This is a genomic window from Flavobacterium quisquiliarum (assembly GCF_019308285.1).
Taxonomy (GTDB): domain Bacteria; phylum Bacteroidota; class Bacteroidia; order Flavobacteriales; family Flavobacteriaceae; genus Flavobacterium; species Flavobacterium quisquiliarum.
In genome coordinates this window covers 169,597-194,853 of the sequence record NZ_WWEM01000038.1, presented here as the reverse complement: position 1 = coordinate 194,853, position 25,257 = coordinate 169,597, and the positions used below count along the sequence as shown (strand labels likewise).

Genomic DNA, 25,257 nt, shown 5'->3' with positions numbered 1-25,257 from the left:
ATCTCCCATTTTTGCATAGAATGTCAAAGTACAAATAGTTTATAAATCAGTGTTTAACCAAAATATAATTACTTTGCCGATTAAAAAAGGTACAAGATTGCTCAGTTGTTTTAAAAAAAAAATATAATAATTTGTATACTTAAAATTTGGATTTTAAAAGGCACATGATTATAAAAGCGAATAAAAATCCGAACGAAAACCAAAGTAATCTTGTAACTCGATTGTCTCTTATGATTTCATTTTTTTCAAACTTTGTCATTTTTATTGTATTTTAATTTTTCAAAAATACTTGACAGCTGAAAGCTAATTATCCCTCAGAAGTTTTTAAAGTAATAAAAAAGGGTAATTATTTAGTATGTAATGGATTATAAAAGAAAAAGCTTCACAAAGAATTAAAATCTCTGTGAAGCTTTGTACTGCATTTTGTGAATCTCTTCAGTATAAACAATTAACTACATCCGCAATCTGTTCCGCCTCCGCAGTCTTTTTTCTTTTTCGATTTAAAAAAATATTTCTTAATCAAAAAAGCGACTGCTAATCCAAGTATGGCAAAGGCTATTATTTCCTGAATCATAACTTTTTATTTTAAAAGTTGGTACGCAATTAATGCGCTAAAGTAAGCTAACGCACTCATGAAGCCTAACTGCATTGCAGGCCATTTCCATGAGTTGGTTTCTTTTTTGGTAATGGCCAGTGTACTGGCGCACTGCATTGCAAAAGCATAAAACAACAGTAAAGAAATTCCCGTTGCAAAGTCAAATACTTTTTTTCCTGTATCTGGACGGACTTCTGCCTGCATTTTACTTTTTATGGTCGATTCGTTGTCAGTATCTCCAACGCTGTAAATAGTTGCCAATGTTCCAACGAAAACCTCACGAGCAGCAAACGAACTAATCAAAGCAATTCCGATTTTCCAATCGTAACCCAAAGGTTGAATCGCTGGTTCGATTGCTCTTCCCATTAATCCGATATAGGAGTTTTCTAATTTTTGGGAGTTTACTTCGTTTTCAAATTGAGTTTCGTCTAAAGTAGTGTTGGCAAATCTTTCTTTTACAATATTCTCAGCATCATTGAATTCTTTTCCAGGTCCATAAGAAGCCAAGAACCATAAAATAACAGATATTGCTAAGATAATTTTACCTGCGCCAACAATAAACGCTTTCGTTTTTTCGACAACATTGATTCCAACGTTTTTCAAAAGAGGCATTTTATAGCTTGGCATTTCGACAACGAAATACGTTTTAGAGTCTAATTTTAAAACTTTATTTAAAATATAAGAAGATAAAATAGCCATAAAAAATCCTAAAACATAAAGCAGCATTAAAGTTAATCCCTGAACATTTAAAACTCCAAAAACACGTTTACTAGGGATAACCAATGAAATAATAATCGCATAAACCGGTAATCTTGCAGAGCAAGTCGTGAATGGCGTTACTAAGATCGTAATCAAACGTTCTTTCCAGTTTTCAATATTTCGAGTAGCCATAATCGCTGGAATTGCGCAAGCCGTTCCTGAAATCAACGGAACGACACTTTTTCCTGAAAGTCCGAATCTGCGCATTATTTTGTCCATTAAGAAAACCACACGGCTCATATAACCACTTTCTTCTAGAAGCGAAATAAAAAGAAATAAAAAGGCAATTTGTGGTATAAAAATAATAACACCGCCAATTCCTGGAATAATTCCCTGCGAAAGTAAATCGGTTAAGATACCACTTGGCAATTCTGCGGCCACCCAGCTGCTTAAGGAAGCAAAAGTGCTGTCAATGAAATCCATTGGGATAGTGGACCAGCTGAAAATGGATTGAAAAATTAGGAATAAAATCGCAAAGAAAATAACGTAACCCCAAACTTTATGCGTTAAAATGCGGTCTAATTTGGCACGAATATCTGTTGCAATTGATACGTCAATTTTTAAGCCTTCTTTTAAAACATCATTTATAAATTGATATCTTTTGATGGTTTCTTTTTGCTGTAAACGCTTTAATTCTGAATGTGATTTCGTGAAAGTATTGCGGATTTCGTTTCGGTCTAAATTAGAGAAGTTTACATCCTGTGTAATGACAAGCCACAATTTGTACATCAATTGGTTTGGAAAAGCGTGTTGTAACTTTTGAAAGTATTCAGGATCAATTACTGAAGCATTCAAACAAGGTTCGTTTGGAATGGTTTTATAAGAGACAATCAATTCTTTTAATTCCTCAATTCCTAAACCTTTTCTTGAACTTACTAAGGCAATTTTGGTTTTTAATTTTTCTTCTAAGTATGGAATATCTAAGGAAATCCCTTTTCTTTCCATACGATCAGACATATTGATCACCAAAATCGTCGGAATTTCAAGGTCTTTGATTTGAGTATAAATCAGTAAGTTTCTTTTCAGATTTTCAACATCCGTTACCACAACAGCAACGTCTGGGTATAGTTTGTCATTTTTGTTTAATAAAAGTTCAATAACCACACTTTCGTCCATCGAACTTGCATTCAAGCTGTACGTTCCAGGTAAGTCTAGAATATTGGCTTTGATATTATGAGGCAATTTGCAAAAACCCATTTTTTTCTCTACCGTAATTCCAGGATAATTTCCAACTTGCTGATTTAAACCTGTAAGCTGATTGAAGACAGAAGTTTTTCCAGTATTTGGATTCCCAATAAGGGCAACATTGATATTCTGAACACTCATTATAAATTGTTTTGAATAAGTTCAACTTCAATTTCACGAGCCGTTTCAATACGAATCGCCACATGCGAACCGTTAATATCCAAATATAATGGATCTCCAAAAGGAGCAATCTGCAGTAATTCAACTACGCTGCCAGGGAGGCAACCCATTTCTAATAATTTCAGTGGAATAAGATCGATATCAAAATCTTTGATAATGGCTTTCTCGCCTTTTTTCAGAGTGTGGATTGTATTTTGCAAGCTTATTTAGATTGAATTTAGATTGCAAAAGTAGGCAATTATTATTTAAGGCAAGGCATTTAACCCTTCGACAAATGCTAAATGTTTCTAAAAATAAGGGGTTTTTACTCTTTTGATAAGAATTCGATGTCTTCTAAAAGACGTTTCATGTCTTCTTTGTTTGTTCCATCATAAAAACCACGAACACGTCTTTTTTGATCGACTAAAACAAAATTCTCTGTATGCACCATATCATAAAGCTGATCTGGTCTTCCTAATTTTACAGCCAGATAAGATTTTCTAGCCATCGTGTAAATTTCTTTTTTATCGCCCGTAACCAAATTCCATTTACTGTCTACAACGCCATGTTTAATGGCATAAGCTTTTAAAACAGGAATACTGTCAACTTCAGGAAAAACCGTATGAGAGAGCAACATTACTTTTGGATTATTGATAACGGCCTTTTGAACTTCTTCAAGATTGGTTGTCATTTTTGGACAAATAGAACCGCAAGTTGTAAAGAAGAAATCGGCAACATAGATTTTGCCTTCGTAGTTTTTCTGGGTAATCGTATCGCCATTTTGATTCACAAAAGAAAAATCGGCAATAGTATGATATTTGCTTTTATATTGAACGGTACTGTCGACTAATTCTGGATTTACATCGGCAGGATTATAAATTGGAAGTGTTTTTTTAGGCTTTAAGGCAGAATAAAATAAAGATATCGTAATCACCGAAAACACTATTAAAACAATAAAGAATTTGCGGTATTTATATAAAATCGATTTCATAAAAAAAATTTGGTGCAAAAATACAAAAAGCAGATTCTAAAAACTTTACTGCGTTATTTTTTTAACAGGCTTTTGTAACTTTTATAATGAATCTGCAACTAAGTAAAATAAGGTTAGAATGTCTATTTGTGAAATTTATTCTTCTTTTTGATTTTGCAGTTAGAATTTTAACACAAATTTTGAAATAATAACAATATGTTTGTATTTTCCCTTAAACTATAAATTTTTATGAAAAAGCAATTAGCTAAACCTGTGTTTGGTGTAATATCTGCAATGTTTTCGCTAACAGCAGTTCAAGCTCAAAACACACCAAAAGAACCAGGAATTAATGTATCTTTTATGGATACCAAAGTCAGCCCGAGTCAAGATTTTTTTAAATATGTAAATGGAACTTGGTTGGATAAAACAGAAATTCCAAGTGACCGTACAACTTGGGGAAGCTTTAATGAGCTGATCAAAAGAACAGACAAAGACGTAATGACGGTTTTAAAAGATGCCGCAAAAAATCCGAAATACAAATCGAATACCGATCAAGGGAAAGCCGTTAATTTATTCAATACCTATTTAGATACAATAGGAAGAGATAAAAGAGGAATTGAACCATTAAAACCGTATTTGAAAAAAATCGATGCCATTAAAAATGTTGCTGATGTTCAGAAATATTTAATAGAAATGGAAAAAGAAGGTGGTTCTGGTTTCTTCGGAATTTATATTGGAGCTGATGATAAAGACAGTTCTAAAAATTCTGTAAATCTTGCGCCAAGTGGACTCGGACTTCCAGACAAAGATTACTATACTTCTGATGATAAGGACTCTAAAGAAAAACGTGCGAAATATGAATTGCATATCGCAAGAATGCTTCAGTTTATTGGAGAATCTGCTGAAAAAGCAAAACAAAGTGCGTCACAGATTCTTGCTTTAGAAACAGAATTGTCTCAACCAAGATTAAATAGAGTAGAAAGAAGAGACAGCCGTTTACAATACAATCCAATGACGGTGGCTGAAATTCAGAAATTAACTCCAGCGATTAAATGGAATGACTACTTTGCTGGTTTAGGAATTACAAAATTAGAAACTGTAATTGTTTCTGAACCTAAGTATATGACAGCGTTGCAAAAGGTTTTTACTGAAAACAAAGTAGAAGCATGGAAAGAATACCTGAAATGGGATTTACTAAACGGAGCTTCTGGTCAATTATCTACAGCACTTAATGATGCACGTTTTGATTTTTACAGCAAAACATTAAGAGGAGCAATTAAACAGCTTCCTGCTGAAGAAAGAGCACTAGATATAGTTAATGGAACTGTTGGAGAAGCTCTTGGGAAATTATATGTAGAAAAATTATTCCCTGCCGAAGCAAAAGAGAAAGCACAGAAAATGATTCAGAACGTGATTTTAGCTTACAAAAATAGAATCAATTCTTTGACTTGGATGTCACCTGAAACAAAAGTAAAAGCGATTGAAAAATTAAACAAAATCACAATTAAAATTGGATATCCTGATAAATGGAAGGATTATTCGGCTTTAACAATGAAAAGTGTTGGTGAAGGCGGAACTTATTTTGATAACATGAGAAATTTATCAAAATGGGGATTCCAGGAAAGTATTGATAAATTGAAAAAACCGGTTGACAAAACAGAATGGGGAATGTCGCCGCAAACAGTAAACGCTTATTATAATCCATCTTACAACGAAATTGTATTCCCAGCTGCGATTTTACAACCGCCTTTCTACAATTACCAAGCGGATGAAGCAGTTAATTATGGAGGAATTGGCGCTGTAATTGGACATGAGATCTCTCACGGATTTGATGATTCAGGCGCGCGTTACAACGCTGAAGGAAATTTGGTTGACTGGTGGACAGAAAACGATTTAAAACAATTTACTGCTTTAGGAACTGACTTGGCAAATCAATACAGTGCGCTTGAGCCTTTGCCAGGAGTTCATGTGGATGGTCATTTTACTTTAGGAGAAAACATTGGAGATTTAGGTGGAATTAATGCTGCTTTTGACGGTTTACAATTGTATTTAAAAGAAAATGGGAATCCAGGTTTAATCGACGGATTTACTCCAGAACAGCGTTTCTTTATTTCTTGGGCTACCGTTTGGAGAACAAAATCTAGGGATGAGGCTATCAAAAACCAAGTGAAAACAGATCCACACTCTCCAGGAATGTATAGAGCTTATGTGCCAATTCAAAATGTTGATGCTTTCTACAAAGCTTTTGATATTAAGAAAGGCGACAAAATGTATGTTGAACCAGAAAAACGAGTTAAAATCTGGTAATGAAATAAATAAAATTTTAAAAACGGCGCTGTTTCAGCGCCGTTTTTTTTATAATTTTCCAGTCAAATAAAGAAATATATTTCTTACAATGATATATTCTAAAATTTTAACACAGAATTAAAAATAATAACAATATGTTTGTAAATACACTTAAAAACTAAACAAAAATGATTAAAAAGCTTTCCAAACCAATGTTTTGTGTGGTTTCTGCAATGTTTTCATTAACAGCAGTGCAAGCACAAAATAACAAACCAAAGGAACCTGGAATTAATATTGCCAATATGGATCCTAAAGTTACTGCAAGCCAGGATTTTTTCCGTTACGTAAATGGTGCGTGGTTAGATAATACAGAAATTCCAAGTGATCGTAATTCTTGGGGAAGTTTTAATGAACTGCGTCAGAAAACGGATGATGATGCACTTGCTATTTTAAAAGCAGCTTCAAAAGATCCAAAGTATAAATCCAATACAGATCAAGGTAAAGCAATTGCTTTGTTCAATACTATTTTGGATACTGTTGGCAGAAACAAAAGAGGAATTACACCGCTTCAGCCTTATTTGAAAAAAATTGATGCCATTAAAAATGTTGCAGATCTTCAAAACTATATTACTGAAATGCAGCTTGCAGGCGGATCAGGTTTTTTTGGAGTTTATGTTGGTGCTGATGCTAAAAACAGTAATAAAAATTCGGTGACATTAGGACCTGGTAATTTAGGATTGTCTGATAAAGATTACTACAACTCTGATGATAAAGATTCTAAAGAAAAACGTGAAAAATACGAAGTTCACGTTGCAAGAATGTTGCAATACATTGGAGAATCTCCAGCAAAAGCAAAAGAAAGTGCCAAACAAATTCTGGCTTTAGAAGTTGAAATGTCCGCACCAAGATTAGATCGTGTAGAGAGAAGAGACAGAAGAAAACAATACAATCCAACTGCGGTTGCTGATTTGAAAAAGAATACACCATCTATTCAATGGGAGAAATATTTCACAGGAATTGGAATGACAAAATTAGACACTGTAATTGTCGCACAACCACGTTATATGATTGCTTTGGAAAAGACTTTTACAGAAAAGAAAGTAGAAGCTTGGAAAGAGTACTTGAAATGGTCGCTATTAAACAGATCTGCATCAACTTTAACTACAGAAATAGAAAATGCCAACTTTGATTTCTACGGAAAAACATTAACAGGAGCTTTAAAACAGCGTCCACGTGAAGAAGTTGCGTTGCAAGTAATCAACGGAGCAACTGGAGAAGCTTTAGGTAAATTATATGTTGAAAAATTATTTCCTGCTGAAGCAAAAGCAAAAGCAAAAGACATGATTGCCAATGTAATGCAGGCTTACGAAAATAGAATCAATGCGTTGCCTTGGATGTCGCGAGAAACTAAAGTAAAGGCAATTGAGAAGTTAAAGAAATTAACGGTTAAGATTGGATATCCAGATAAATGGAAAGATTATTCAAAGCTAGAGCTTAAAAATGTAAACGAAGGCGGTACTTATTTTGATAATATGAAAAACTTATCGAAATGGGCTTATGCTGAAAACTTAGCAAAACTAGGTAAACCAGTTGATAAAACAGAGTGGGGGATGTCGCCGCAAACAGTTAACGCATATTTCAATCCTTCTTATAACGAAATTGTATTCCCAGCAGCAATTTTGCAACCTCCTTTCTATAATTATCAGGCTGATGAAGCAGTAAATTATGGCGGAATTGGTGCAGTAATTGGCCACGAAATTTCTCATGGTTTTGACGATTCGGGAGCACGCTACAATGCTGAAGGAAATTTAGTAGATTGGTGGACTGCTGATGATTTAAAACAATTTACAGCTCTTGGCGGAGACCTTGCAGCACAATATAGCGCATTGGAACCTCTTCCTGGAATTTTTGTAGATGGTAAATTTACTTTAGGCGAAAATATTGGAGATTTAGGAGGAACCAACGCTGCTTATGATGGATTGCAATTGTACTTGAAAAAACACGGTAATCCAGGTTTAATTGACGGATTTACGCCAGAACAGCGTTTCTTTATTTCTTGGGCTACAGTTTGGAGAACTAAATCTCGTGATGAAGCGATTAAAAGTCAGGTAAAGACAGATCCGCATTCTCCGGGAATGTACAGAGCGGTTGTGCCAATTAAAAACCTAGATTCTTTTTATGAGGCATTTGGAATCAAAAAAGGAGATCCAATGTATTTGGAACCAGAAAAACGAGTTAAAATCTGGTAATAGTATTTTAATGATATAAAAATGGCTGTCTCGATTTTCGAGACAGCCATTTTGCTATATTATTGTGTCTAAAACTTCATATCTGTTATCATTCCGTAGGAATGTCTCATCGGTAGAAAAACAATATTATCCACCCCGTTTTTTCACGTTCCGTAGGAGCGTTTTATATTTTGGATTGTTAAAAAATGATGCCAATCAAACGTTCCTACGGAACGTGAAATAATGATTACAACATAATTTTTCTACCGATGAGATGTTCCTACGGAACATGTAATTATTTTAAATGACTGTAGATGTACGTTTCAATAGCTTTTAACTCTTCGTCAGACATTTCTTTTGTAATGGCAAAATTGGTCTGCATTACCGAAAACTGACTTGGATCTACAATTGGATCAGCGTTTCCTTTTAAGAATGTGGTCATATCGCCTTTTTTGTCTTTATAAATCTTAGCGATTTCTTGAATGCTTGGCCCAATTACTTTTTGATCCGGCTGATGACATGCGGTACAATTTCCTCGTCCTTCAAAAATTTCTTTTCCTAAAGCTTCTGGTGTTTTGGCTTTTGCCGATTCTCCTTCAGAATAGGCTTCTTTTGTATGGTCTGTGTTTTCAGAACCTTCTTTTTTACAGGATGCAAAGGATAAAACGGCAGATAAAAATAAAATTCTTTTCATTTTATTTGTTTAATAAAATTGCCGCTTCTTTTGCAAAATATGTTGAAATAAGATTGGCACCAGAACGTTTGATGCACATTAATTGTTCCATCATAATTTTATCGTGATCAAGCCAGCCTCTTTCAGATGCCGCTTTAATCATAGCATATTCTCCAGAAACCTGATATACGGTTACAGGAACGTGTACTGTATTTTTTATTTCTCGAACAATATCCAAATAAGCGATTCCCGGTTTTACCATAACCATATCTGCACCTTCTTCTACATCTGACAAAGCTTCTTTGATTGCTTCGATGCGGTTGGCATAATCCATTTGGTATGTTTTTTTATCTTTTGGAACAACAACATCAGCTTCTTTTGGAGCAGAATCTAAAGCATCTCTAAATGGACCGTAAAAAGCAGAGGCATATTTAGCAGAATAGCTCATAATTCCAACATTCTGAAATCCGGCAGCATCTAAACCTTCGCGCAGGCGCAAAACGCGTCCGTCCATCATATCACTTGGCGCAACAAAATCGGCACCGGCTTCTGCGTGAGAAACGGCCATTTTTACTAAAGCATCGACTGTGCTGTCATTTTCTACATCGCCATTTGTTATAATTCCGTCATGACCGTAAATAGAATAAGGATCTAAAGCCACATCTGGCATCACGATCATTTCTGGACAAGCGGCTTTTATGGCGCGAATAGCTTGCTGCATTAATCCGTTTGGATTCCAAGCTTCTTTTCCAGTATTGTCTTTTAGGTTTTCGCTCACTTTTACATAAATGTTAACCGCGCGAATTCCTAAATCATAAAGTTCTTTTACTTCTTCAACTGTTAAATCTATAGATCTTCTGAAAATTCCTGGCATTGATGGAATTTCTACTTTTACATTCTCTCCTTCAGCAATAAACATTGGAAACATAAAATCCGACGGACTTAAACTGGTTTCACGTACTAAAGAACGAATTGATTCATTTACTCTTAATCGTCTGCCTCGTTGTAATGGGAACATATAATTTTAGATTTTAGATTTTAGATTTCAGATTGATTAATCTTTGTTTCTAAAAATGAAGTTGTGTTTTTTGTTTTTTAAAGTTTGTTCTACTTTTTAAGTGGCGCAAAGTTAAATAAAAATCAACAGAATAAGGCGTTTAGCTAGCTATAGAATCCGTTAATATTATCTAAAAGTTTGTTCTTTTTTATTGTTCTTGGGGAAAGTATGATTTCTTAAAAATTCCATCTAAATTTGTAAGATGAAGAAAATTCTCGCTTTATTTTGCTGTCTGCTCTTAACAAGTTGTTTTGAGATTACAGAAAGAATCAAACATCACGACGATCAAAGTGGCGAATATACTTTGATGATCGATTTCTCAAAATCTTGGTTTAAAACCAAATCGGCTATTTTTTTAGAAGAAGTTGATGGCGTCAAAATTCCGAATGAACAAGAAATTACCCAAAAGTTAGATGATTTTAAAGTAAAAGCATTGAAGATTGACGGTATTTCCAATGTGACGACCAAAACCGATTTTAGCAATTATGTTTTCATTATCAAACTCAATTATGCCAATTTGAAAGCATTAAATGCTGTTGTCAATACGATAAACAATCAGCGTGAACAGATTCACTTTAGCGGAAGCGGGAAAACTTTTGAAAGAATCGCTTCTTATCCGGTTCCAGAAAAAGTAGTCAACGATCCGAAGAAAAAGAAAGATTTGGAAGAAGCCTCTATTACTTCTATTTACACTTTTGATCGGGACATTTTAACTGCTGATAATGTAAACAGTAAAATTTCGAAAAACAAAAAAACGGTTTTTTTAAAACAAAGCATGTACAGTGTTTTTAAGAAATCAACCCTAATGAACAATACAATTCAATTAACGCCTTAATTTATGAAGCAGTTTTATTCCTTATTTTTATTATTCACCTCGATGCTGACTTTTGGTCAGGCCAATTTAGATAAATACGATTATTTTGTACAGTTTAACGGAAATCAGCTTTCGAAAAAAGTAGATGTTAATCAAGTGCTGAATCATCCCATTATTACAAAATTCACTAGTAAAAAACCTGATTTTGATCTTCGAAAATATACTTCGATTATCAAATTAGATCAGAAGATTACCATTCATGGAAGTTTTCTAGACAGCGTTCCCTATTATCAGGTTACCATTCCGATAAAAAACAAAGAAGCTGTAAAGCAGTATTTAGTTGAGAATTTAAAAGCAGAGAATAACACTATTCAGGATTTTGGGAAATATGCTGTTTTTACATCAAAAGGAGCTAAAAAGTCATTGGCATGGAATGATGATTATTTAGTGATATTTGAATTAACCAAAAGACTTCCGACGAAATTTTATAATGAAGAGGCTGCTATGAGAGCAGTCGATTCTGCTGCGACAATAGATTATTATGAAAACGATACTATTGTAGAAGCGCCAGCTGTATCTGATGTTGAACCAAAAGCTTCAGATATTATTTTGGAAGATGACCAATACGACGAAAATCCTTATGAAGCATACTCAGCAGAACAAGCAGAATTTGATAGAAAGTTGGCAGAAAACCAAAGTGAAATTATAAAACGTCTGTTCGAAAATGGTTTTACGGCGCCAACTTCTTCTAAGATTACTATTGGAGCTGATATTTCTTCTTGGGTAGATTACGGCGGTATGATTTCGACTTTATATTCTGCGTATAGTTATCCGATGAGACTTTTTGGAGGTTATGATAAATATCTTCCAATGCAAAAGAACTTCGGGAATTTTGTAAAAGGAATAAACCTTGATTTCTATTTTGATAATGACAATGCGAGAATCGAAGAGATTGTAGAATATTCTAAAGAAATTGCTGAGGCAGTAAGCAAAATTGGAGATCGAAAAATCAACAAAAACATCTTTAATTATTTTCCTGCTGAAAAACCTTTGGGATATATGTCTTATCATATTAACACCAAAGCAGCTCTCGAAAAGTTTCCGTCTTTAATGACTGATATGTTTCAGAATCCAAAGTTTACTAAAGAAGATATTGCAATCATTACAGATTTAATTTCTACCATAGTTGATGAAGAAGCCACAGCGAAGCTTTTTGATGGTGATTTAAGCGCTTTTTTATATGATGTGAAAGAAGTGGAGGTAATGACCAAAAAATATGATTATGATGAGAATTACGAGGAAAAAATTACGGAAGAGAAAGTGAAGAAAACAATTCCGTTATTTTCGGTAGTTTTTACATCAACGCATCCGACTTTTGGAGATAAATTATTGCAATTAGGCGTTCGCAAAAAAATGCTGATTCAAAACGGAAATTATTACCAGATTTTAGGGACTAAAGAATATGGCGATATTTACATTCTAAAAGATAAAGACGTTGTAGCGGTAAGTAATACATTGGATTATTTTAGCAAAGGAAGTGGTTCTTTTGTGAAAGAAACAAAGAAAGACTTGAGCAAGAATGCTATTTTCGGAAAAATAAATATTTCACAGACTATTAAAGCTTTCGGAAAAAATGCAAAAGACGATGAATTAAATAAAATGAATAGATTCGCATCACAGTTTTCAGATTTTACCATGGAATCGCCTAAAAAGCTGATTGATAATAAATTCAAGTTTGTTCTGAAATTAAATTCTTTGCAAAACGATAAAAATATCATTTTACAAACATTAGATTTGGCCAATGATATGATGGCTTCAAAATAAAGTTCAAAACAAAAATCCCCTAAACATTAGATTTCGGGGATTTTTGTTTGTAAGAGAATCTGTTGGATGAAACTAAAAGGAGAATATTTTAACACATAGAAACATAGATTTTTATATTGAAAAAAGAGAGTAGAAGAAACTAGTTTCCACACATAGCTAAACTATGTGTATTAATGCAAGTGAAGCGCCTTTTTTACATCTTTAATAAACTATGTTTCTATGTGTTGAAATAATTATGCCCACAGATTAAGAATAGCTTTTAAGTAATGGAAGCGTTGTAAATGGTTTTTATGGTATCACCAAGAACAGCATTAAAATCAGCATCAGATTGACCTGCGCTGAGACCTTCGGACAATGCTCTGGAGAAACTGGCAATTAAGCCATGGTTTTGAGCCAGTTTTGTATTGGCTTCCTCTCGGGAATAGCCGCCAGATAATGCCACAACACGAACCACATGCGGATCTGTTATCAATTCGCCGTAGAAATTATTTACGGTTGGAATAGATAATTTCAGCATTACTCTTACTTCTTTGTCTAGAGAATTCAATTGTTTTAGGATTTCATCTTTTAAAATCTTTTCTGATTTTTCTTTGTCAGGACTGTAAATGTCAACTTCAGGTTCGATAATAGGAATTAATCCTTTTTTGAAAATTTGTAAACCAACTCTGAATTGCTGTTCTACTATATCACGAATTCCGTCGGGATTTGCTTCTTTGATTACAGAACGCATTTTGGTTCCAAAGACATTTCGTTCTACAGCTCTGGTCAGCAATTCATCCAGATTCGGAATGGGTTTCATCAATTGAACACCGCTGGCCAAATCAGCTAGTCCTTTGTCTACTTTCAGGAAAGGAACAATATTTTTCTTTTCCCATAAATAATCGGCAGTCCATAGACCATCAATTTTACGATCCATGGTGTTTTCAAACAAAATAGCACCTAGAATATAATCACTGTCAAAAGCGGGACTTTTAATAATTCTAGTTCTCATTTCATGTACAAGAGTGTACATTTCTTCGTCGTTAGAATAGCTGTTTTCTTGAACGCCATATTGCGATAATGCTTTTGGTGTACTTCCGCCGCTTTGATCTAATGCTGCGATAAATCCTTTTCCAAAATGCATCCGATTTAATTGTTCCTGGTTCACATTTGCCATAATAATGAATTTAAGTTTTGTAAATCCATGTAATTTAAGCAATTTTCACAACTTATTGATTATGAATAAGTAGGTTTTTTAAAGGCCAATTTTCTCATTCACTTTATCATAAACCTCTTTTACTTTTTTGGGAGGATCAAATCGATAACCTGCAGAAAGTTTTAAGGTCACAATATTATCATTTAATCTCGGATCAATTTTATCGTCCTGAGCAAAACTGATGGTGTTTAGAGTTGCAAAAGCAAAGAAACGGTCTTTATTGTAGGCTAATTTTAAATTGAAATCGGCTTGATATAAAGCTGAGGTATCTTTATCAATCACATTCAGTCCCGCACCCAAAGCAAGTCCCGCGCCAATTAAAACCCGATCGCTAATCACAAAATTGTAGAAGTAGGAAGGAGCGAGCGTAAAAACATAAATATCTCCTGGTGATGAATCGGGCGTATTTAAATCTAAATTGGTGTAATAAAAAGAGAAGGTTGGAATGAAACTTCCAGAACTTTTAGTCTGCCATTCGTTTTGACTTACCAAGGTTTTAAACGAAAATTTATCATTGAAAACATAAGCTGTCGATCCGCCAATTTTCATAGTCCTCATACTAGGCAATTGCGCTGTAATGTTGTCATCTTTAATATAAAACCCTTTTTGGTTGATATAGGTAAAGGACTGCATCCATTTTTTTAAATAAAAACGGGTATTGAAATTAAAATGTTTGGAATGGGAATCGCCTTTATTCTGACTCAAAAATTTCGGCGCAAAGCCAAAACCGACATCAATGATTTTGTAGTTTAAGTTAAAACCAATCTGCTCTCGTCGATTGGGAATAAGATTGACATACATTTTGGTTTCCGGATTATCTGAAGCAATCTGAAAACTATTGGAAGTATCTAAATAATAAACACTAGCCGTGATTTTATCGTTGTAAGATTTAAAATAAGGATTTCGCAGGGAATCGCTTTGGGCGAAACATCCAAAAATGCTGGTAAAGAATGTAGTGTAAATTAGTTTTAAACACATAGAAACATAGTTTTTGGATTGTTTTAAAAAAGACATTTCATTCCAAATAAATCACATAGCGCTATGTGGAAAAAATGTAATTTTCTAAAAACACCTCTAAGATAGGTCAATAAATCTATGTTTCTATGTGTTAAATAAATTTTTTTAGTGGAATAAAATTAAACCCAATCAATCGGATTCGTCAATACATTAATCAATTTTTCTTCCTCACTTCCTGCTTCAGGATGATGATCATACACCCATTGCACATGTGGAGGCAAACTCATTAAAATACTCTCGATTCTTCCGTTGGTTTTTAAACCGAATAAAGTTCCTTTGTCATGAACCAGATTAAACTCAACATAACGGCCACGACGGATTTCCTGCCAAGTTCTTTGTTCTGAAGAATATTCTAAATTTTTTCTTCTTTCCACAATCGGAACGTAAGCTTCAAGGAAACTGTTACCTACTTCGGTTACAAAATCATACCAGTTTTCCATTGACATTTGTTCATTTGCTTTGCAATAATCAAAGAATAAACCGCCAAGTCCACGGGCTTCATTTCGGTGTGCGTTCCAGAAATACGAATCGCATTGTTTTTTATATTTTGGATAAAACTCCGAACTGTGTTTATCGCAAGCGGTTTTACACGTTTGATGAAAGTGCTTTGCATCTTCTTCAAACAAATAATAAGGCGTTAAATCCTGTCCGCCGCCAAACCATTGATTGATTACTTTTCCAGTTTCGTCATACATTTCAAAATAACGCCAATTCGCGTGAACGGTTGGAACCATTGGATTTTTGGGATGTAAAACCAGACTTAATCCACAGGCAAAGAAATCGGCTTCGCCAACACCAAACATTTTTTGCATGGTATCCGGCAATTTTCCATGAACGGCAGAAATGTTTACACCACCTTTTTCGAAAACAGCTCCGTTTTCAATAACACGAGTTCTTCCTCCTCCGCCTTCAGGACGTTTCCATAAATCTTCACGGAATTTTGTTGTTCCGTCAACGGCTTCTAATCCGGCACAGATTTGATCTTGTAAATTTTGTATGTATGCGTAAAATTTGTCTTTCATGATTTAATATATTCTGATTTGAGAAGTCCAAAGTAAACGGAGTTTTGCAATTCGCCATCGCCGTTTCTAAATTCGTCTCTTAAAATTCCTTCTTGTTTAAAATGGTGTTTTAATGCAATTCTCTGACTTGCTAAATTAACTTCTGATGTACAAATGAAAACTTTATTCATCAACAATTCGTTAAAACAAAACTCAAGTGCATCAGAAACCATTTTGGATGTAATTCCTTTTCCTTGGTAATCTTCGTCAATAAAATAACCTAGTTCGCATTTAGAAATGCGATAATCTATTGTTTTTACACATAAATAACCAATTAGATTATTGGTTATACTTTCCCTCGCATAAAAATAATATCCTTCGCTGTTTCTTTCTTTGTCTTTACTAACGGCTATAAAATTTTCGGCATTTTCTTGTGAATCAGAATTAGCAAGTGTTACAGGAAAAGTTTTTCCGATATGATTTCTATTTTTATCAATTAGTTTATAAAACTCTTCAGGAAGAATATTTTCAATTCGGTCTGTTTTCCAATCTGTAAAACTCATTGCAATTTACTTTTTAAGGAAGAGATTTTAGTATTGATTCCAAAAGAAAAAACCTTGCTTTCTGTTTGGATATATTGATAAACAGCCAAGGCTTTCTCTTCAAAATGATAGTTTTCTTCTTTTGAAAATTCGATCAATAAATCGCCAAATTGTTCTAATTGTTCCCAGTCAAAATGAAGACGAGTTAGCAACGTGATTAATTCTTCGTTAGAATACTCAATTAAAGTAGTTATGGTAAGACCAAACTCTTTTAGCTGGTTTTCAATATCTGATTTCTGTAATTGGCTCAAAGGATAAGGCACATAAATAAGAGTTCGTAACGTCTTGAGGACATTATCAATTCTTATTTTTTCTTCGTCTCGTAAACCTTTATTAAGCATAATGTTTTAGAATTTTTTGTTGCTTATAGTTGTTTTTTGAAATGTCATTATGGGCTTTTTTGTAAAAGAAGTTTCGCTTCTTTTGCCTAAGTTTTTGATCACACGATAAACAAAATATAAAACCGGCAACGAATAATATATAAAACCCATACAGATCGGCACATAGGGTTTTTCTATAAACAATCCGCTTGATTTTACTGTTTGGAAATAATCTGATTTTTCTAAAAACTCTGGTGTCAATCCAAACTGAGGCACTATATTATTTCCAATGCAAACCGCTAGAATTAAGAAAAAGTAGAAAACGGCTTTCGCCGCAGATTTTCCCATTTGATATATTCTGACTTCCGGAGCTACATTTGAAAAAGCAAAACGCATTCTATTTAAAACCGTCAACAGATAAATATATAAAATATTGGTGTTAACGACCGATTCATTAAAAGAATAAGCAAACAAACCATACAGCGGAAAAAACACAAAAAGAGACCATTTTCTAGGCATAACTGCCATAAAGACTCCCGAATGCACCATTATAAATTCAAAAGCCATTAAAATGGCTAAATCGTTTATAAGGCTTACTGGATGTAATTCCGGATGCATCCAAACCATTAGAAACACATAGGCGTAATAAGCCTGAAATCCATATTCAATAAATGAAAAGGGAGAGTTTCTGTTGAGGTTTAGATTTGCTAGCATATTTTTTTCATCCTGCAAGGTTTCCAAAACCTTGTAGGTATTTCTTTAGGTTATACTTTTTGTTTTTTAATAAGTTATAAACCTACAAGGTTTTGCAAACCTTGCAGGAAAAATCTAAGTTACTCAAAAGTATACGTTTCGTTTAAAGAATCATTCTTTTGATTATGACAAAAGATAAAATTTTCAAAATCTCCAAACAAATTTAAAACTTCATTTCGTTCTATTTTGGTTTCTTTATTTGATAAAAAAGCTTGATAGGACGAAAATCTAAAATTCATAAAATCCAAATCGAAATGATGTTTCGGATTTAAATGAACATAAAGAATCAGTCGTCTTAAATAATTTTCATCTTTTAACCTTATCCTTTTAAAATGCTTTTCGAATAAACTTCCTGTTCTGTTGGTTTGTTTATTAAATGCCTTAGCATAAGAATTAAATAAGTTTGAAAATGCTTGTGTAACCTCTTTCTCTTCTACATTTAGGCGAATAACTAAATGAAAGTGATTATTCATCAAGCAATATGCAAAAACTGAAATTTTATGTTCTGTATATTTAGCTAATTGCTTTAAGAAATAAAGTTTATTAGCGTCATTTTCAAAAATGGTTATTCCGTTAATTCCTTTATTATAAATATGATAATAACAATCCTTATCAAGTGTTTCCAATTTCATTTTTATTTGCTAAAAAAAGTAAGTTTTTACTGTAAATGTAAAAAAGAACTTTTATACCTACAAGGTTTTGGAAACCTTGCAGGAAATCAAATGAGACTGAACACTGAAATACTAATTCCCGTATTCCTTCACAGCGTCAATAAACGCTTTTGCATGATCTACAGGAATATTTGGTAAAATTCCGTGACCTAAATTTACGATATATTTATCTTTTCCGAATTCGTCAATCATTTCGTGAACCATCTTTTTGATAGTTGGAATTGGAGAAAGTAATCTTGACGGATCGAAATTTCCTTGTAACGTAATGTTTCCACCAGATAAATAACGAGCATTTCTAGCCGAACAAGTCCAATCAACTCCTAATGCAGAAGCTTTACTTTTACCCATTTCGCCAAGCGCAAACCAGCATCCTTTTCCGAAAACAATAACTGGCGTAATATCTGCTAAAGCATCAACAATCTGGTTGATGTATTTCCATGAAAATTCTTGATAATCAACAGGAGAAAGCATTCCTCCCCAAGAATCAAAAATCTGAACCGCATTTACACCCGATTTTACTTTTTCTTTTAAATATAAAATAGTAGTGTCTGTGATTTTTTGCAATAAAGTGTGCGCAGCAGCTGGATTAGAAAAACAGAATCCTTTTGCAATATCAAAACTTTTAGAACCTTTTCCTTCAACTGCATAACAGAAGATTGTCCAAGGCGAACCTGCGAAACCAATTAATGGCACTTCATCATTCAGCATTTCTTTAGTCAATTTCACCGCATCAAAAACGTAGCCTAAAGTTTCGTTTACATCTGGAACATAAACTTTGTGAACATCAGCTAAAGAACGAATCGGATTTGGAATAATCGGCCCTAAATTATCTTTCAATTCTACGTGAATTCCCATTGCGCGAGGCACAACCAGAATATCCGAGAATAAAATCGCAGCATCGGGAGCAATTCTTCTGATAGGTTGAACTGTGATTTCAGCAGCTAATTCTGGAGTTTCACAACGTGTGAAAAAATCATATTTATCACGAAGTTCTCTAAACTCTGGTAAATATCTTCCTGCCTGACGCATCATCCATACTGGTGGACGCTGTACTGTTTCTCCTTTTAATGCTTTTAAAAATAGGTCGTTTTTTAACATGTTTTTTATTTTAGATGCAAAGTCGCAAAGTGACAAAGTTGCAAAGGTTTTTTATTTGTATTCGTGAATTACATCTTCGATCATGTCTTCAATTGTGGGTTGGTCTGCGACGATGATATTCTTTGTAATCTTTGATAAAGCTTCTGCAGTGGTATCACCGATGCAGAAACAGATTTGTTTATTGATAGTATTATGTTTCAGGTAACTTTTAACTCCGGACGGACTAAAAAACAAAATAGCTTCTGGATTTGCTTTTATTTTCTGAGGTTGAAGCGTAGTTTCGTAAACCTGAATTTCATTGAATTTAATTTCGTTTTCTTTTAAAGCTTCGGGCAAAGTATCTCTTCTTAAATTTCCGCTAAAAAAAGTATAACTTTCATTTCCATAAATCAAAGTGATAATTTCGGCTAAATCTGAAGCATAACCAGCGTAGGCAATAACATTAAAACCATTTTCTTCTAAAAGACTTTTAGTTTTAAGTCCAACACAGTACACGTTTTTCTTTTTTAGTTCTTCTGATTTTGGATCTGATAAAACACTACGAACAGCATTCTGACTTGTAAAAATCAAACTTTCGTTGAGGTCTTTTAATTCGAAAGGTTTGTTTTCGGTTTTAATGAAATCAGCTTCGATTAATTCAACGCCATATTTCATTAACTCTTGTTTGTGAAGAGGAGATAATATTTTTGTAGATACTATTTGAACTTGGTTTGCCATTATTTCTTCAGAGATTCTTTGATTTTCTGCATTAATTCCCTTCCTCCATTATTCAAAATCTCCTGAGCAGAGTTGAAACCTAGTTTTTTCCATTCTGAAATATCTACCGTTTTGTCAATTTCCAGTTTTTGTTTTCCGTCGATAGAAAGTAAAACGCCTTGAAAATGTAATGTGTCTTCATCTTCGTTATAAGTCACCAAAGCTCCAATTGGGGCAGTACATCCGCCTTCAAGCGTTCTCAAAAATTGACGTTCAATATACGTACAAATTTCAGTTTCGATATCATTTAATTGAGAAAGGGCATCCAAAGTATAATTGTCATTTTCCATTGCCACCACAAGCATTGCGCCTTGCGCCGGTGCTGGAATCATCCAATCAAGATTGATGTAATTCTCAGGTTTTAAATTAATTCGCTCTAAACCTGCAGCTGCAAAAACAGCTCCGTCCCAATCATTATCTTGTAATTTTTGCATACGAGTATTTACATTTCCACGTAAATCAACAACAGTATGATTTGGGTATTTGTTAAACCATTGCGCCTGACGACGTAAACTTCCGGTTGCAATGGTACTTGGATTTGTAAAATCAGGATTTCCTTTATGGACTAAAATATCTAAAACATTCGCTCTTGGTAAAACAGCCGCCTGAACAATTCCTTTTGGCAAAGCTGTTGGAACGTCTTTCATCGAATGCACCGCAATGTCAATATCACCATTGATCATCGCAATATCAAGCGTTTTGGTAAAAATTCCAGTAATTCCCAATTCGTAAAGAGGTTTATCCAGAATAATATCGCCTTGAGATTTAACCGCAACAATTGAGGTTTTGTAACCTAAATCATTTAGTTTTTTCTCTACAGTGTGTGCTTGCCAAAGTGCTAATTCGCTATCGCGTGTTCCAATTCTGATTGTTTTTTCAGCCATGTTTTGTTTTTTGAACCATATAAGTTATATAAGGAAATTTAAGAGGTTTGAGTAAAACACAGTTTTTAAATGAACTTATATAACTTATATGGTTTAAATTTTATTTAAGATGCTTTTATTTTGAAGACTTTTTCGATCCATTCGATGCTTTCGTCTACCATGGTATCGTCGTCTTTTAAATGATTGGCAAAATGAGTAGTGATTTTCTGAATGATTCGGTTACTAATGATTTCAGCCTGCTCTTCATTAAAATCGGCAATTTTTTTACTTTGAAAATCTAGTTCAGAAGCTTTGATTGCGTTTAGTTTGTCTTTTAACGCATTGATAGTTGGCGCAAATTTTCGGCCTTTCATCCAAGTAACAAATTCTTCTTTGATTTCTTCGATAATCACTTCGGCAGCTGGAATATGTAATTTTCTGTTTTCCAAAGTTTCATCTGTCAATTGAGACAAATAATCCATGTGGATTAAAGTTACACCTTCTAATTCCTCTACGTTTTCATTCACGTTTTTAGGAATAGACAAGTCCAGAATCAACAAAGGTTTTTTAAGATTCAAAATTGCTTTGTCAACCGTTGGGTTTTGTGCGCCCGTTGCAACAACGACAACATCGGCTTTTTGAAGTTCTAAATGTAATTCAGAATAATCTTTAACAATCAAATTTAATTTTCCTGCTAATTTCTCTGCTTTGTCTTTAGTACGGTTGATTAAAGTGATATGTTCGTTTTTAGTATGTTTTACTAAATTCTCACATGTATTTCTTCCGATTTTTCCAGTTCCGAAAAGTAGAATATTTTTATTACTGATGTCCTCAACGTTTTTAAGGATGTATTGTACAGAAGCAAAAGAAACCGAAGTAGCACCAGAACTGATTTCAGTTTCTGTTTTAATTCTTTTACTTGCCTGAATCACTGCATTTACCAATCTTTCCATAAAAGCATTGGCTAAATTCATTGATTTTGAATGAATAAAAGAAGTTTTGATTTGTGAGATGATTTCGAAATCTCCTAAGATCTGACTATCTAAACCAGTTCCTACACGGAACATATGATTAATAGCTTCTTGATTTTTGTAAACGAAACCTACTTTTTGAAAAGCGTCTACAGATCCGTTACTATTATCGCAGATTAATTTTATTAATTGAAATGGATGTTCAGCAAAACCGTAAATTTCGGTTCTGTTGCAAGTTGAAGTAACTAATAAACTTTCTATTCCATCGTTTTTAGCTTGTTCCAGTAATCTCGTTTTCGCAACTGCATCCAAACTAAATTGACCTCTAACCTCAGCATCAGCTTTTTTATAACTCAGACCAACTGAGTAAAAATAAAGGTGTTTCGGTACGTTATTGTTTTCCATAAATTCACTTTCATAAAAGTGCAACAAAATTATTACTATACCAGTGATAAAAATAACGCTAAAAGTACTTTTTATGTCGCTGTATGTTTTTTTGAACCTAAATAGGTGTTTTTGAGTAAAAAGGACTACTTTTGTAGCAAAATCAACTCCTTTGAAGTGATTAGTTTAGAGTCGTTCTAAATAACATTTTGAGTTTGTTTTGATTTTCGTTTCAAAAAAATATCGCTATGAGTTCTCAAGAAGTTATAAAAATTGAAGACGACTTTACGCTGATTCGTTTTCAAAACGATGGTTCAGAACCATTTTATGCACAGCATGAAATAGTAGGTACTGGCCTGATACAGTTTCACTTCGGAATAAAAGGAAATGCAAAATTTTTATTCAATCAAGGCAATTATGCTTTAGAATTGAAAGAGGAAAAATCATTGCTTTTATACAATCCGCAGAAAGAATTACCGCTCAATTTAGAATTGGCTCCAAACTCATGGGCAATTTCGGTAATTGTATCCATTAAGAAATTTCACGCGTTGTTTTCTGCCGAAGCCGACTATATTACTTTCTTAAGTCCAGACAATAAGGATAAAAAGTATTATAACGAAGGAAATATCAGTCCATCCATGGCGATTGTTTTGAGTCAGTTGTTTCATTACAATCTACATCCGTCCATAAAAAACCTTTATTATAAAGGAAAAGGATACGAATTGTTGAGTTTGTATTTTAACAGAACGGAGGATCCAAATGCAGAACAATGTCCGTTTTTGATTGACGAAGACAATGTGCTGAAAATCCGAAAAGCCAAAGAAATTATTATCGCCAATATGGCCGAACCACCAGGATTGCAAGAACTAGCAGACGAAATTGGTTTGAATTTGAAAAAACTTAAAATGGGTTTCAAACAAATTTATGGCGATACGGTTTATGGTTTCCTTTTCGATTACAAAATGGATTTCGCCCGAAAACTTTTAGACAGCGGTTCGTATAATGTAAACGAGGTTGGACTTAAAATAGGTTATAGTACAGGAAGTCACTTTATAGCAGCATTCAAGAAAAAGTTTGCCACAACTCCAAAAAAATATTTGATGTCGATAAATGCGAATGTCTAATTTTTTTCGCCACAGATTCACGAATTTGCACAAAATAAAAATCTGCTAAATCTCCCGAATCTGCGAGAGAAATTGATTTTAGATATTCGACAATAATTAAAAAGTAATAAATATCATATTTCGAATAAAGTACAGCGTTTACTTTTGCCGAAAATTAAAAAACAAATAAAAAGCTTAAAGCAAAAGAACATAATGAAAGGTGTATTATTAGTAAATCTGGGATCTCCAGAAAGTCCAACTCCAAAAGATGTAAAACCTTATTTAGATGAATTTTTAATGGATAAATACGTGATCGACGTTCCGTATTTATTGAGAGCATTATTAGTTCGTGGTATTATTTTAAGAAAAAGACCAGAAGAATCAGCACATGCTTACGGAAAAATTTGGTGGGAAGAAGGTTCGCCTTTAGTAGTTCTTTCAGAAAGAATGCAGCAAAAAGTGCAACCTTTAGTAAATGTCCCAGTTTCGTTAGCAATGCGTTACGGAAGTATGACAATCGAAAAAGGACTTCAGGAATTGAGCGATAAAGGAGTTACCGATGTAATGCTTTTTCCACTATATCCGCAATATGCAATGGCTTCCACTTTGACTATTTTAGTAAAAGCCGAAGAAATTCGCAAGAAAAAATTCCCGCACATGAAATTTACTGATGTTCCGGCATTTTATAACAAACCAGATTACATCAAAAACTTAGCAGATTCTATTCAGAAACATTTGGTTGGATTTGAATACGACCATTTATTGTTCTCCTATCACGGAATTCCAGAACGTCATATTCGCAAAACCGATGTAACGAAATCACATTGTAAAATTGACGGATCTTGTTGTAACACACCTTCGCCAGCGCACGAATTTTGTTATCGTCACCAATGTTATGAAACTACAAAACAAGTCGTGAAATTATTAGGTCTTTCAGAAGATAAATATAGTTTGACTTTTCAATCTCGTTTAGCAGGAGATAAATGGTTAGAACCTTATACCGATGTCGAAATTGATAACATGCCTGCAAAAGGAATCAAGAAATTGGCAGTTGTAACACCAGCTTTCGTTTCAGATTGTTTAGAAACTTTGGAAGAAATCGCCATGCGTGCCAAAGAAGATTTTGAAGCAAATGGGGGAGAAGAGTTCTTGGCAATTCCATGTTTGAATGATGATGACGAATGGTGCCAGACGGTTTCCAATTGGATTAATGATTGGGCGAAATAGAGGAAAGAGTAAAGAAAAAAGACATTTCTAAATGGAATATTACAATTATCTAAAATCACTGCATCTTATATTTGTGATAACTTGGTTTGCGGGTTTGTTTTATATTGTGCGTTTGTTTGTTTACCAAATAGAAGCCAATGACAAACCTTCACCAGAAAAAGAAATTCTACAGGCGCAATACAAAATAATGGCCTATCGTTTGTGGTATATTATTACATGGCCGTCGGCGGTTTTGGCAAGTATCTTTGCTTTTTGGATGCTGTTTTTTACAGATGCAGGAAGCGTTTGGATCAAAATGCCGTGGATGCACGTAAAATTATGTTTCGTTTTTCTTTTATATTTATATCACGGAAAATGTCATCAGATTTTTAAGCAATTACAGAGAGATGAGGTAAAATATTCCAACAATTTCATGCGTTTATGGAACGAAGGCGCAACGATTATTTTGTTTGCTGTTGTTTTTTTAGTAGTTTTAAAAAGTGCCATCAACTGGATTTTCGGCGTAATCGGAATTGTTTTATTCTCGGTTTTAATAATGCTGGGATTCCGTTTTTACAAAAGAATTAGAGAAAGAAAATAGTTGGCAGTGGTCAGTTTTTTAGTGATCAGTTTACAATCATTGTCTTTTAAATTTTTATATATTATAACTTTAAAACGAAGTTACACGTTTGCAAAATAACTGAACACTAACAATCTGAACACTGAATACTAAAATCATGCTCAACATAAAAATGACAATGCTTTCG

At 33.7% G+C, this 25,257-nt stretch carries 24 protein-coding genes; 7 read left to right on the top strand and 17 right to left on the bottom strand.

The window, feature by feature from the left end:
- Positions 1-448 precede the first annotated feature (448 nt).
- The 4 genes from GSY47_RS21680 to GSY47_RS21665 form a co-directional block, all read right to left on the bottom strand.
- The gene (locus GSY47_RS21680) at positions 449-574 is read right to left on the bottom strand and encodes a FeoB-associated Cys-rich membrane protein (RefSeq protein ID WP_179003840.1); all 126 of its coding nucleotides are present in this window, start codon (positions 572-574) and stop codon (positions 449-451) included.
- Between the two features lie 6 nt (positions 575-580).
- Positions 581-2,680: a ferrous iron transport protein B gene (gene feoB, locus GSY47_RS21675; RefSeq protein WP_179003839.1), complete on the bottom strand. Its 2,100-nt coding sequence runs from the start codon at positions 2,678-2,680 to the stop codon at positions 581-583.
- Positions 2,680-2,919, bottom strand: coding sequence for a FeoA family protein (locus GSY47_RS21670; RefSeq protein ID WP_179003838.1), 240 nt, complete (start codon positions 2,917-2,919; stop codon positions 2,680-2,682). The genes feoB and GSY47_RS21670 overlap by 1 nt, the downstream gene beginning before the upstream one ends.
- A 104-nt stretch (positions 2,920-3,023) precedes the next feature.
- Positions 3,024-3,689 (bottom strand): SCO family protein, encoded by a 666-nt coding sequence (locus GSY47_RS21665; protein ID WP_179003837.1) that lies wholly within the window; start codon positions 3,687-3,689, stop codon positions 3,024-3,026.
- Between the two features lie 228 nt (positions 3,690-3,917).
- Here GSY47_RS21665 and GSY47_RS21660 point away from each other — a divergent pair, with 228 nt between their 5' ends.
- Together GSY47_RS21660 and GSY47_RS21655 are read left to right on the top strand one after the other, a co-directional pair.
- Positions 3,918-5,975 carry a M13 family metallopeptidase gene (locus GSY47_RS21660; RefSeq protein ID WP_179003836.1) on the top strand — a complete coding sequence of 686 codons (2,058 nt, stop codon included), beginning with the start codon at positions 3,918-3,920 and terminating at the stop codon, positions 5,973-5,975.
- 167 nt (positions 5,976-6,142) lie between these two features.
- On the top strand, positions 6,143-8,203 hold the full coding sequence (locus GSY47_RS21655) for a M13 family metallopeptidase (RefSeq protein WP_179003835.1): 2,061 nt from the start codon (positions 6,143-6,145) through the stop codon (positions 8,201-8,203).
- A gap of 274 nt (positions 8,204-8,477) precedes the next feature.
- On the opposite strand, the gene GSY47_RS21650 is transcribed toward GSY47_RS21655, so the two are convergent.
- Together GSY47_RS21650 and hemB are read right to left on the bottom strand one after the other, a co-directional pair.
- Positions 8,478-8,876, bottom strand: a complete 399-nt coding sequence (locus GSY47_RS21650; protein ID WP_179003834.1) for a c-type cytochrome — start codon at positions 8,874-8,876, stop codon at positions 8,478-8,480.
- A 1-nt stretch (position 8,877) separates the two neighbouring features.
- Entirely contained in the window at positions 8,878-9,873 is a 996-nt protein-coding gene (gene hemB / locus GSY47_RS21645; RefSeq protein ID WP_109191138.1) for a porphobilinogen synthase, read from the bottom strand.
- Positions 9,874-10,114: 241 nt separating this feature from the next.
- Between hemB and GSY47_RS21640 the strand changes: the two genes are divergently transcribed.
- Together GSY47_RS21640 and GSY47_RS21635 are read left to right on the top strand one after the other, a co-directional pair.
- Positions 10,115-10,747: a hypothetical protein gene (locus tag GSY47_RS21640; RefSeq protein WP_179003833.1), complete on the top strand. Its 633-nt coding sequence runs from the start codon at positions 10,115-10,117 to the stop codon at positions 10,745-10,747.
- A gap of 3 nt (positions 10,748-10,750) precedes the next feature.
- A complete protein-coding gene (locus GSY47_RS21635; RefSeq protein ID WP_179003832.1) occupies positions 10,751-12,550 on the top strand; it encodes a hypothetical protein in 1,800 nt (599 codons plus the stop codon).
- 259 nt (positions 12,551-12,809) lie between these two features.
- On the opposite strand, the gene GSY47_RS21630 is transcribed toward GSY47_RS21635, so the two are convergent.
- The 11 genes from GSY47_RS21630 to hemA all read right to left on the bottom strand — a co-directional run bounded on the left by GSY47_RS21630 (position 12,810) and on the right by hemA (position 22,202).
- Positions 12,810-13,697, bottom strand: coding sequence for a fructose bisphosphate aldolase (locus tag GSY47_RS21630; protein WP_179003868.1), 888 nt, complete (start codon positions 13,695-13,697; stop codon positions 12,810-12,812).
- Between the two features lie 87 nt (positions 13,698-13,784).
- Positions 13,785-14,723, bottom strand: coding sequence for a DUF4421 family protein (locus GSY47_RS21625; protein WP_179003831.1), 939 nt, complete (start codon positions 14,721-14,723; stop codon positions 13,785-13,787).
- 158 nt (positions 14,724-14,881) lie between these two features.
- Positions 14,882-15,784: an oxygen-dependent coproporphyrinogen oxidase gene (hemF, locus tag GSY47_RS21620; RefSeq protein WP_179003830.1), complete on the bottom strand. Its 903-nt coding sequence runs from the start codon at positions 15,782-15,784 to the stop codon at positions 14,882-14,884.
- Positions 15,781-16,326, bottom strand: coding sequence for a GNAT family N-acetyltransferase (locus GSY47_RS21615; RefSeq protein ID WP_179003829.1), 546 nt, complete (start codon positions 16,324-16,326; stop codon positions 15,781-15,783). Before GSY47_RS21615 ends, hemF begins: the two co-directional genes overlap by 4 nt.
- Positions 16,323-16,706, bottom strand: coding sequence for a hypothetical protein (locus GSY47_RS21610; RefSeq protein ID WP_179003828.1), 384 nt, complete (start codon positions 16,704-16,706; stop codon positions 16,323-16,325). The genes GSY47_RS21615 and GSY47_RS21610 overlap by 4 nt, the downstream gene beginning before the upstream one ends.
- Positions 16,707-16,712: 6 nt before the next feature.
- Positions 16,713-17,399, bottom strand: coding sequence for a hypothetical protein (locus GSY47_RS21605; protein ID WP_179003827.1), 687 nt, complete (start codon positions 17,397-17,399; stop codon positions 16,713-16,715).
- Positions 17,400-17,518: 119 nt separating this feature from the next.
- Complete coding sequence (locus tag GSY47_RS21600) at positions 17,519-18,070, bottom strand: transposase (protein ID WP_179003826.1); 552 nt, start codon at positions 18,068-18,070, stop codon at positions 17,519-17,521.
- A gap of 111 nt (positions 18,071-18,181) precedes the next feature.
- Complete coding sequence (gene hemE, locus GSY47_RS21595; RefSeq protein ID WP_179003825.1) at positions 18,182-19,207, bottom strand: uroporphyrinogen decarboxylase; 1,026 nt, start codon at positions 19,205-19,207, stop codon at positions 18,182-18,184.
- A 51-nt stretch (positions 19,208-19,258) separates the two neighbouring features.
- Positions 19,259-19,924, bottom strand: a complete 666-nt coding sequence (locus GSY47_RS21590; protein ID WP_179003824.1) for a uroporphyrinogen-III synthase — start codon at positions 19,922-19,924, stop codon at positions 19,259-19,261.
- Positions 19,924-20,847, bottom strand: a complete 924-nt coding sequence (hemC, locus tag GSY47_RS21585) for a hydroxymethylbilane synthase (RefSeq protein WP_179003823.1) — start codon at positions 20,845-20,847, stop codon at positions 19,924-19,926. Before hemC ends, GSY47_RS21590 begins: the two co-directional genes overlap by 1 nt.
- A gap of 104 nt (positions 20,848-20,951) precedes the next feature.
- Entirely contained in the window at positions 20,952-22,202 is a 1,251-nt protein-coding gene (gene hemA / locus GSY47_RS21580) for a glutamyl-tRNA reductase (protein WP_179003822.1), read from the bottom strand.
- 227 nt (positions 22,203-22,429) lie between these two features.
- On the opposite strand from hemA, the gene GSY47_RS21575 reads away from it, so the two are divergent.
- The 3 genes from GSY47_RS21575 (at position 22,430) to GSY47_RS21565 (ending at position 25,091) form a co-directional block, all read left to right on the top strand.
- The gene (locus GSY47_RS21575) at positions 22,430-23,305 is read left to right on the top strand and encodes a helix-turn-helix domain-containing protein (RefSeq protein WP_179003821.1); all 876 of its coding nucleotides are present in this window, start codon (positions 22,430-22,432) and stop codon (positions 23,303-23,305) included.
- Between the two features lie 192 nt (positions 23,306-23,497).
- Positions 23,498-24,511, top strand: coding sequence for a ferrochelatase (gene hemH / locus GSY47_RS21570; protein ID WP_219071531.1), 1,014 nt, complete (start codon positions 23,498-23,500; stop codon positions 24,509-24,511).
- 31 nt (positions 24,512-24,542) lie between these two features.
- Positions 24,543-25,091 carry a CopD family protein gene (locus tag GSY47_RS21565; RefSeq protein WP_179003819.1) on the top strand — a complete coding sequence of 183 codons (549 nt, stop codon included), beginning with the start codon at positions 24,543-24,545 and terminating at the stop codon, positions 25,089-25,091.
- The last annotated feature ends 166 nt before the right edge of the window (positions 25,092-25,257 follow it).

Bases quoted from the DNA above. Each gene is read 5' to 3' on its own strand.
- hemA (WP_179003822.1), bottom strand. From the start codon at position 22,202: ATGGAAAACAATAACGTACCGAAACACCTTTATTTTTACTCAGTTGGT.
- hemF (WP_179003830.1), bottom strand. From the start codon at position 15,784: ATGAAAGACAAATTTTACGCATACATACAAAATTTACAAGATCAAATC.
- GSY47_RS21655 (WP_179003835.1), top strand. From the start codon at position 6,143: ATGATTAAAAAGCTTTCCAAACCAATGTTTTGTGTGGTTTCTGCAATG.
- GSY47_RS21660 (WP_179003836.1), top strand. From the start codon at position 3,918: ATGAAAAAGCAATTAGCTAAACCTGTGTTTGGTGTAATATCTGCAATG.
- feoB (WP_179003839.1), bottom strand. From the start codon at position 2,680: ATGAGTGTTCAGAATATCAATGTTGCCCTTATTGGGAATCCAAATACT.
- GSY47_RS21680 (WP_179003840.1), bottom strand. From the start codon at position 574: ATGATTCAGGAAATAATAGCCTTTGCCATACTTGGATTAGCAGTCGCT.
- GSY47_RS21565 (WP_179003819.1), top strand. From the start codon at position 24,543: ATGGAATATTACAATTATCTAAAATCACTGCATCTTATATTTGTGATA.
- GSY47_RS21640 (WP_179003833.1), top strand. From the start codon at position 10,115: ATGAAGAAAATTCTCGCTTTATTTTGCTGTCTGCTCTTAACAAGTTGT.
- GSY47_RS21665 (WP_179003837.1), bottom strand. From the start codon at position 3,689: ATGAAATCGATTTTATATAAATACCGCAAATTCTTTATTGTTTTAATA.
- hemE (WP_179003825.1), bottom strand. From the start codon at position 19,207: ATGTTAAAAAACGACCTATTTTTAAAAGCATTAAAAGGAGAAACAGTA.
- hemC (WP_179003823.1), bottom strand. From the start codon at position 20,847: ATGGCTGAAAAAACAATCAGAATTGGAACACGCGATAGCGAATTAGCA.
- GSY47_RS21610 (WP_179003828.1), bottom strand. From the start codon at position 16,706: ATGCTTAATAAAGGTTTACGAGACGAAGAAAAAATAAGAATTGATAAT.
- GSY47_RS21635 (WP_179003832.1), top strand. From the start codon at position 10,751: ATGAAGCAGTTTTATTCCTTATTTTTATTATTCACCTCGATGCTGACT.
- hemB (WP_109191138.1), bottom strand. From the start codon at position 9,873: ATGTTCCCATTACAACGAGGCAGACGATTAAGAGTAAATGAATCAATT.
- GSY47_RS21575 (WP_179003821.1), top strand. From the start codon at position 22,430: ATGAGTTCTCAAGAAGTTATAAAAATTGAAGACGACTTTACGCTGATT.
- GSY47_RS21600 (WP_179003826.1), bottom strand. From the start codon at position 18,070: ATGAAATTGGAAACACTTGATAAGGATTGTTATTATCATATTTATAAT.
- GSY47_RS21605 (WP_179003827.1), bottom strand. From the start codon at position 17,399: ATGCTAGCAAATCTAAACCTCAACAGAAACTCTCCCTTTTCATTTATT.
- GSY47_RS21625 (WP_179003831.1), bottom strand. From the start codon at position 14,723: ATGTGTTTAAAACTAATTTACACTACATTCTTTACCAGCATTTTTGGA.
- GSY47_RS21590 (WP_179003824.1), bottom strand. From the start codon at position 19,924: ATGGCAAACCAAGTTCAAATAGTATCTACAAAAATATTATCTCCTCTT.
- GSY47_RS21615 (WP_179003829.1), bottom strand. From the start codon at position 16,326: ATGAGTTTTACAGATTGGAAAACAGACCGAATTGAAAATATTCTTCCT.
- hemH (WP_219071531.1), top strand. From the start codon at position 23,498: ATGAAAGGTGTATTATTAGTAAATCTGGGATCTCCAGAAAGTCCAACT.
- GSY47_RS21650 (WP_179003834.1), bottom strand. From the start codon at position 8,876: ATGAAAAGAATTTTATTTTTATCTGCCGTTTTATCCTTTGCATCCTGT.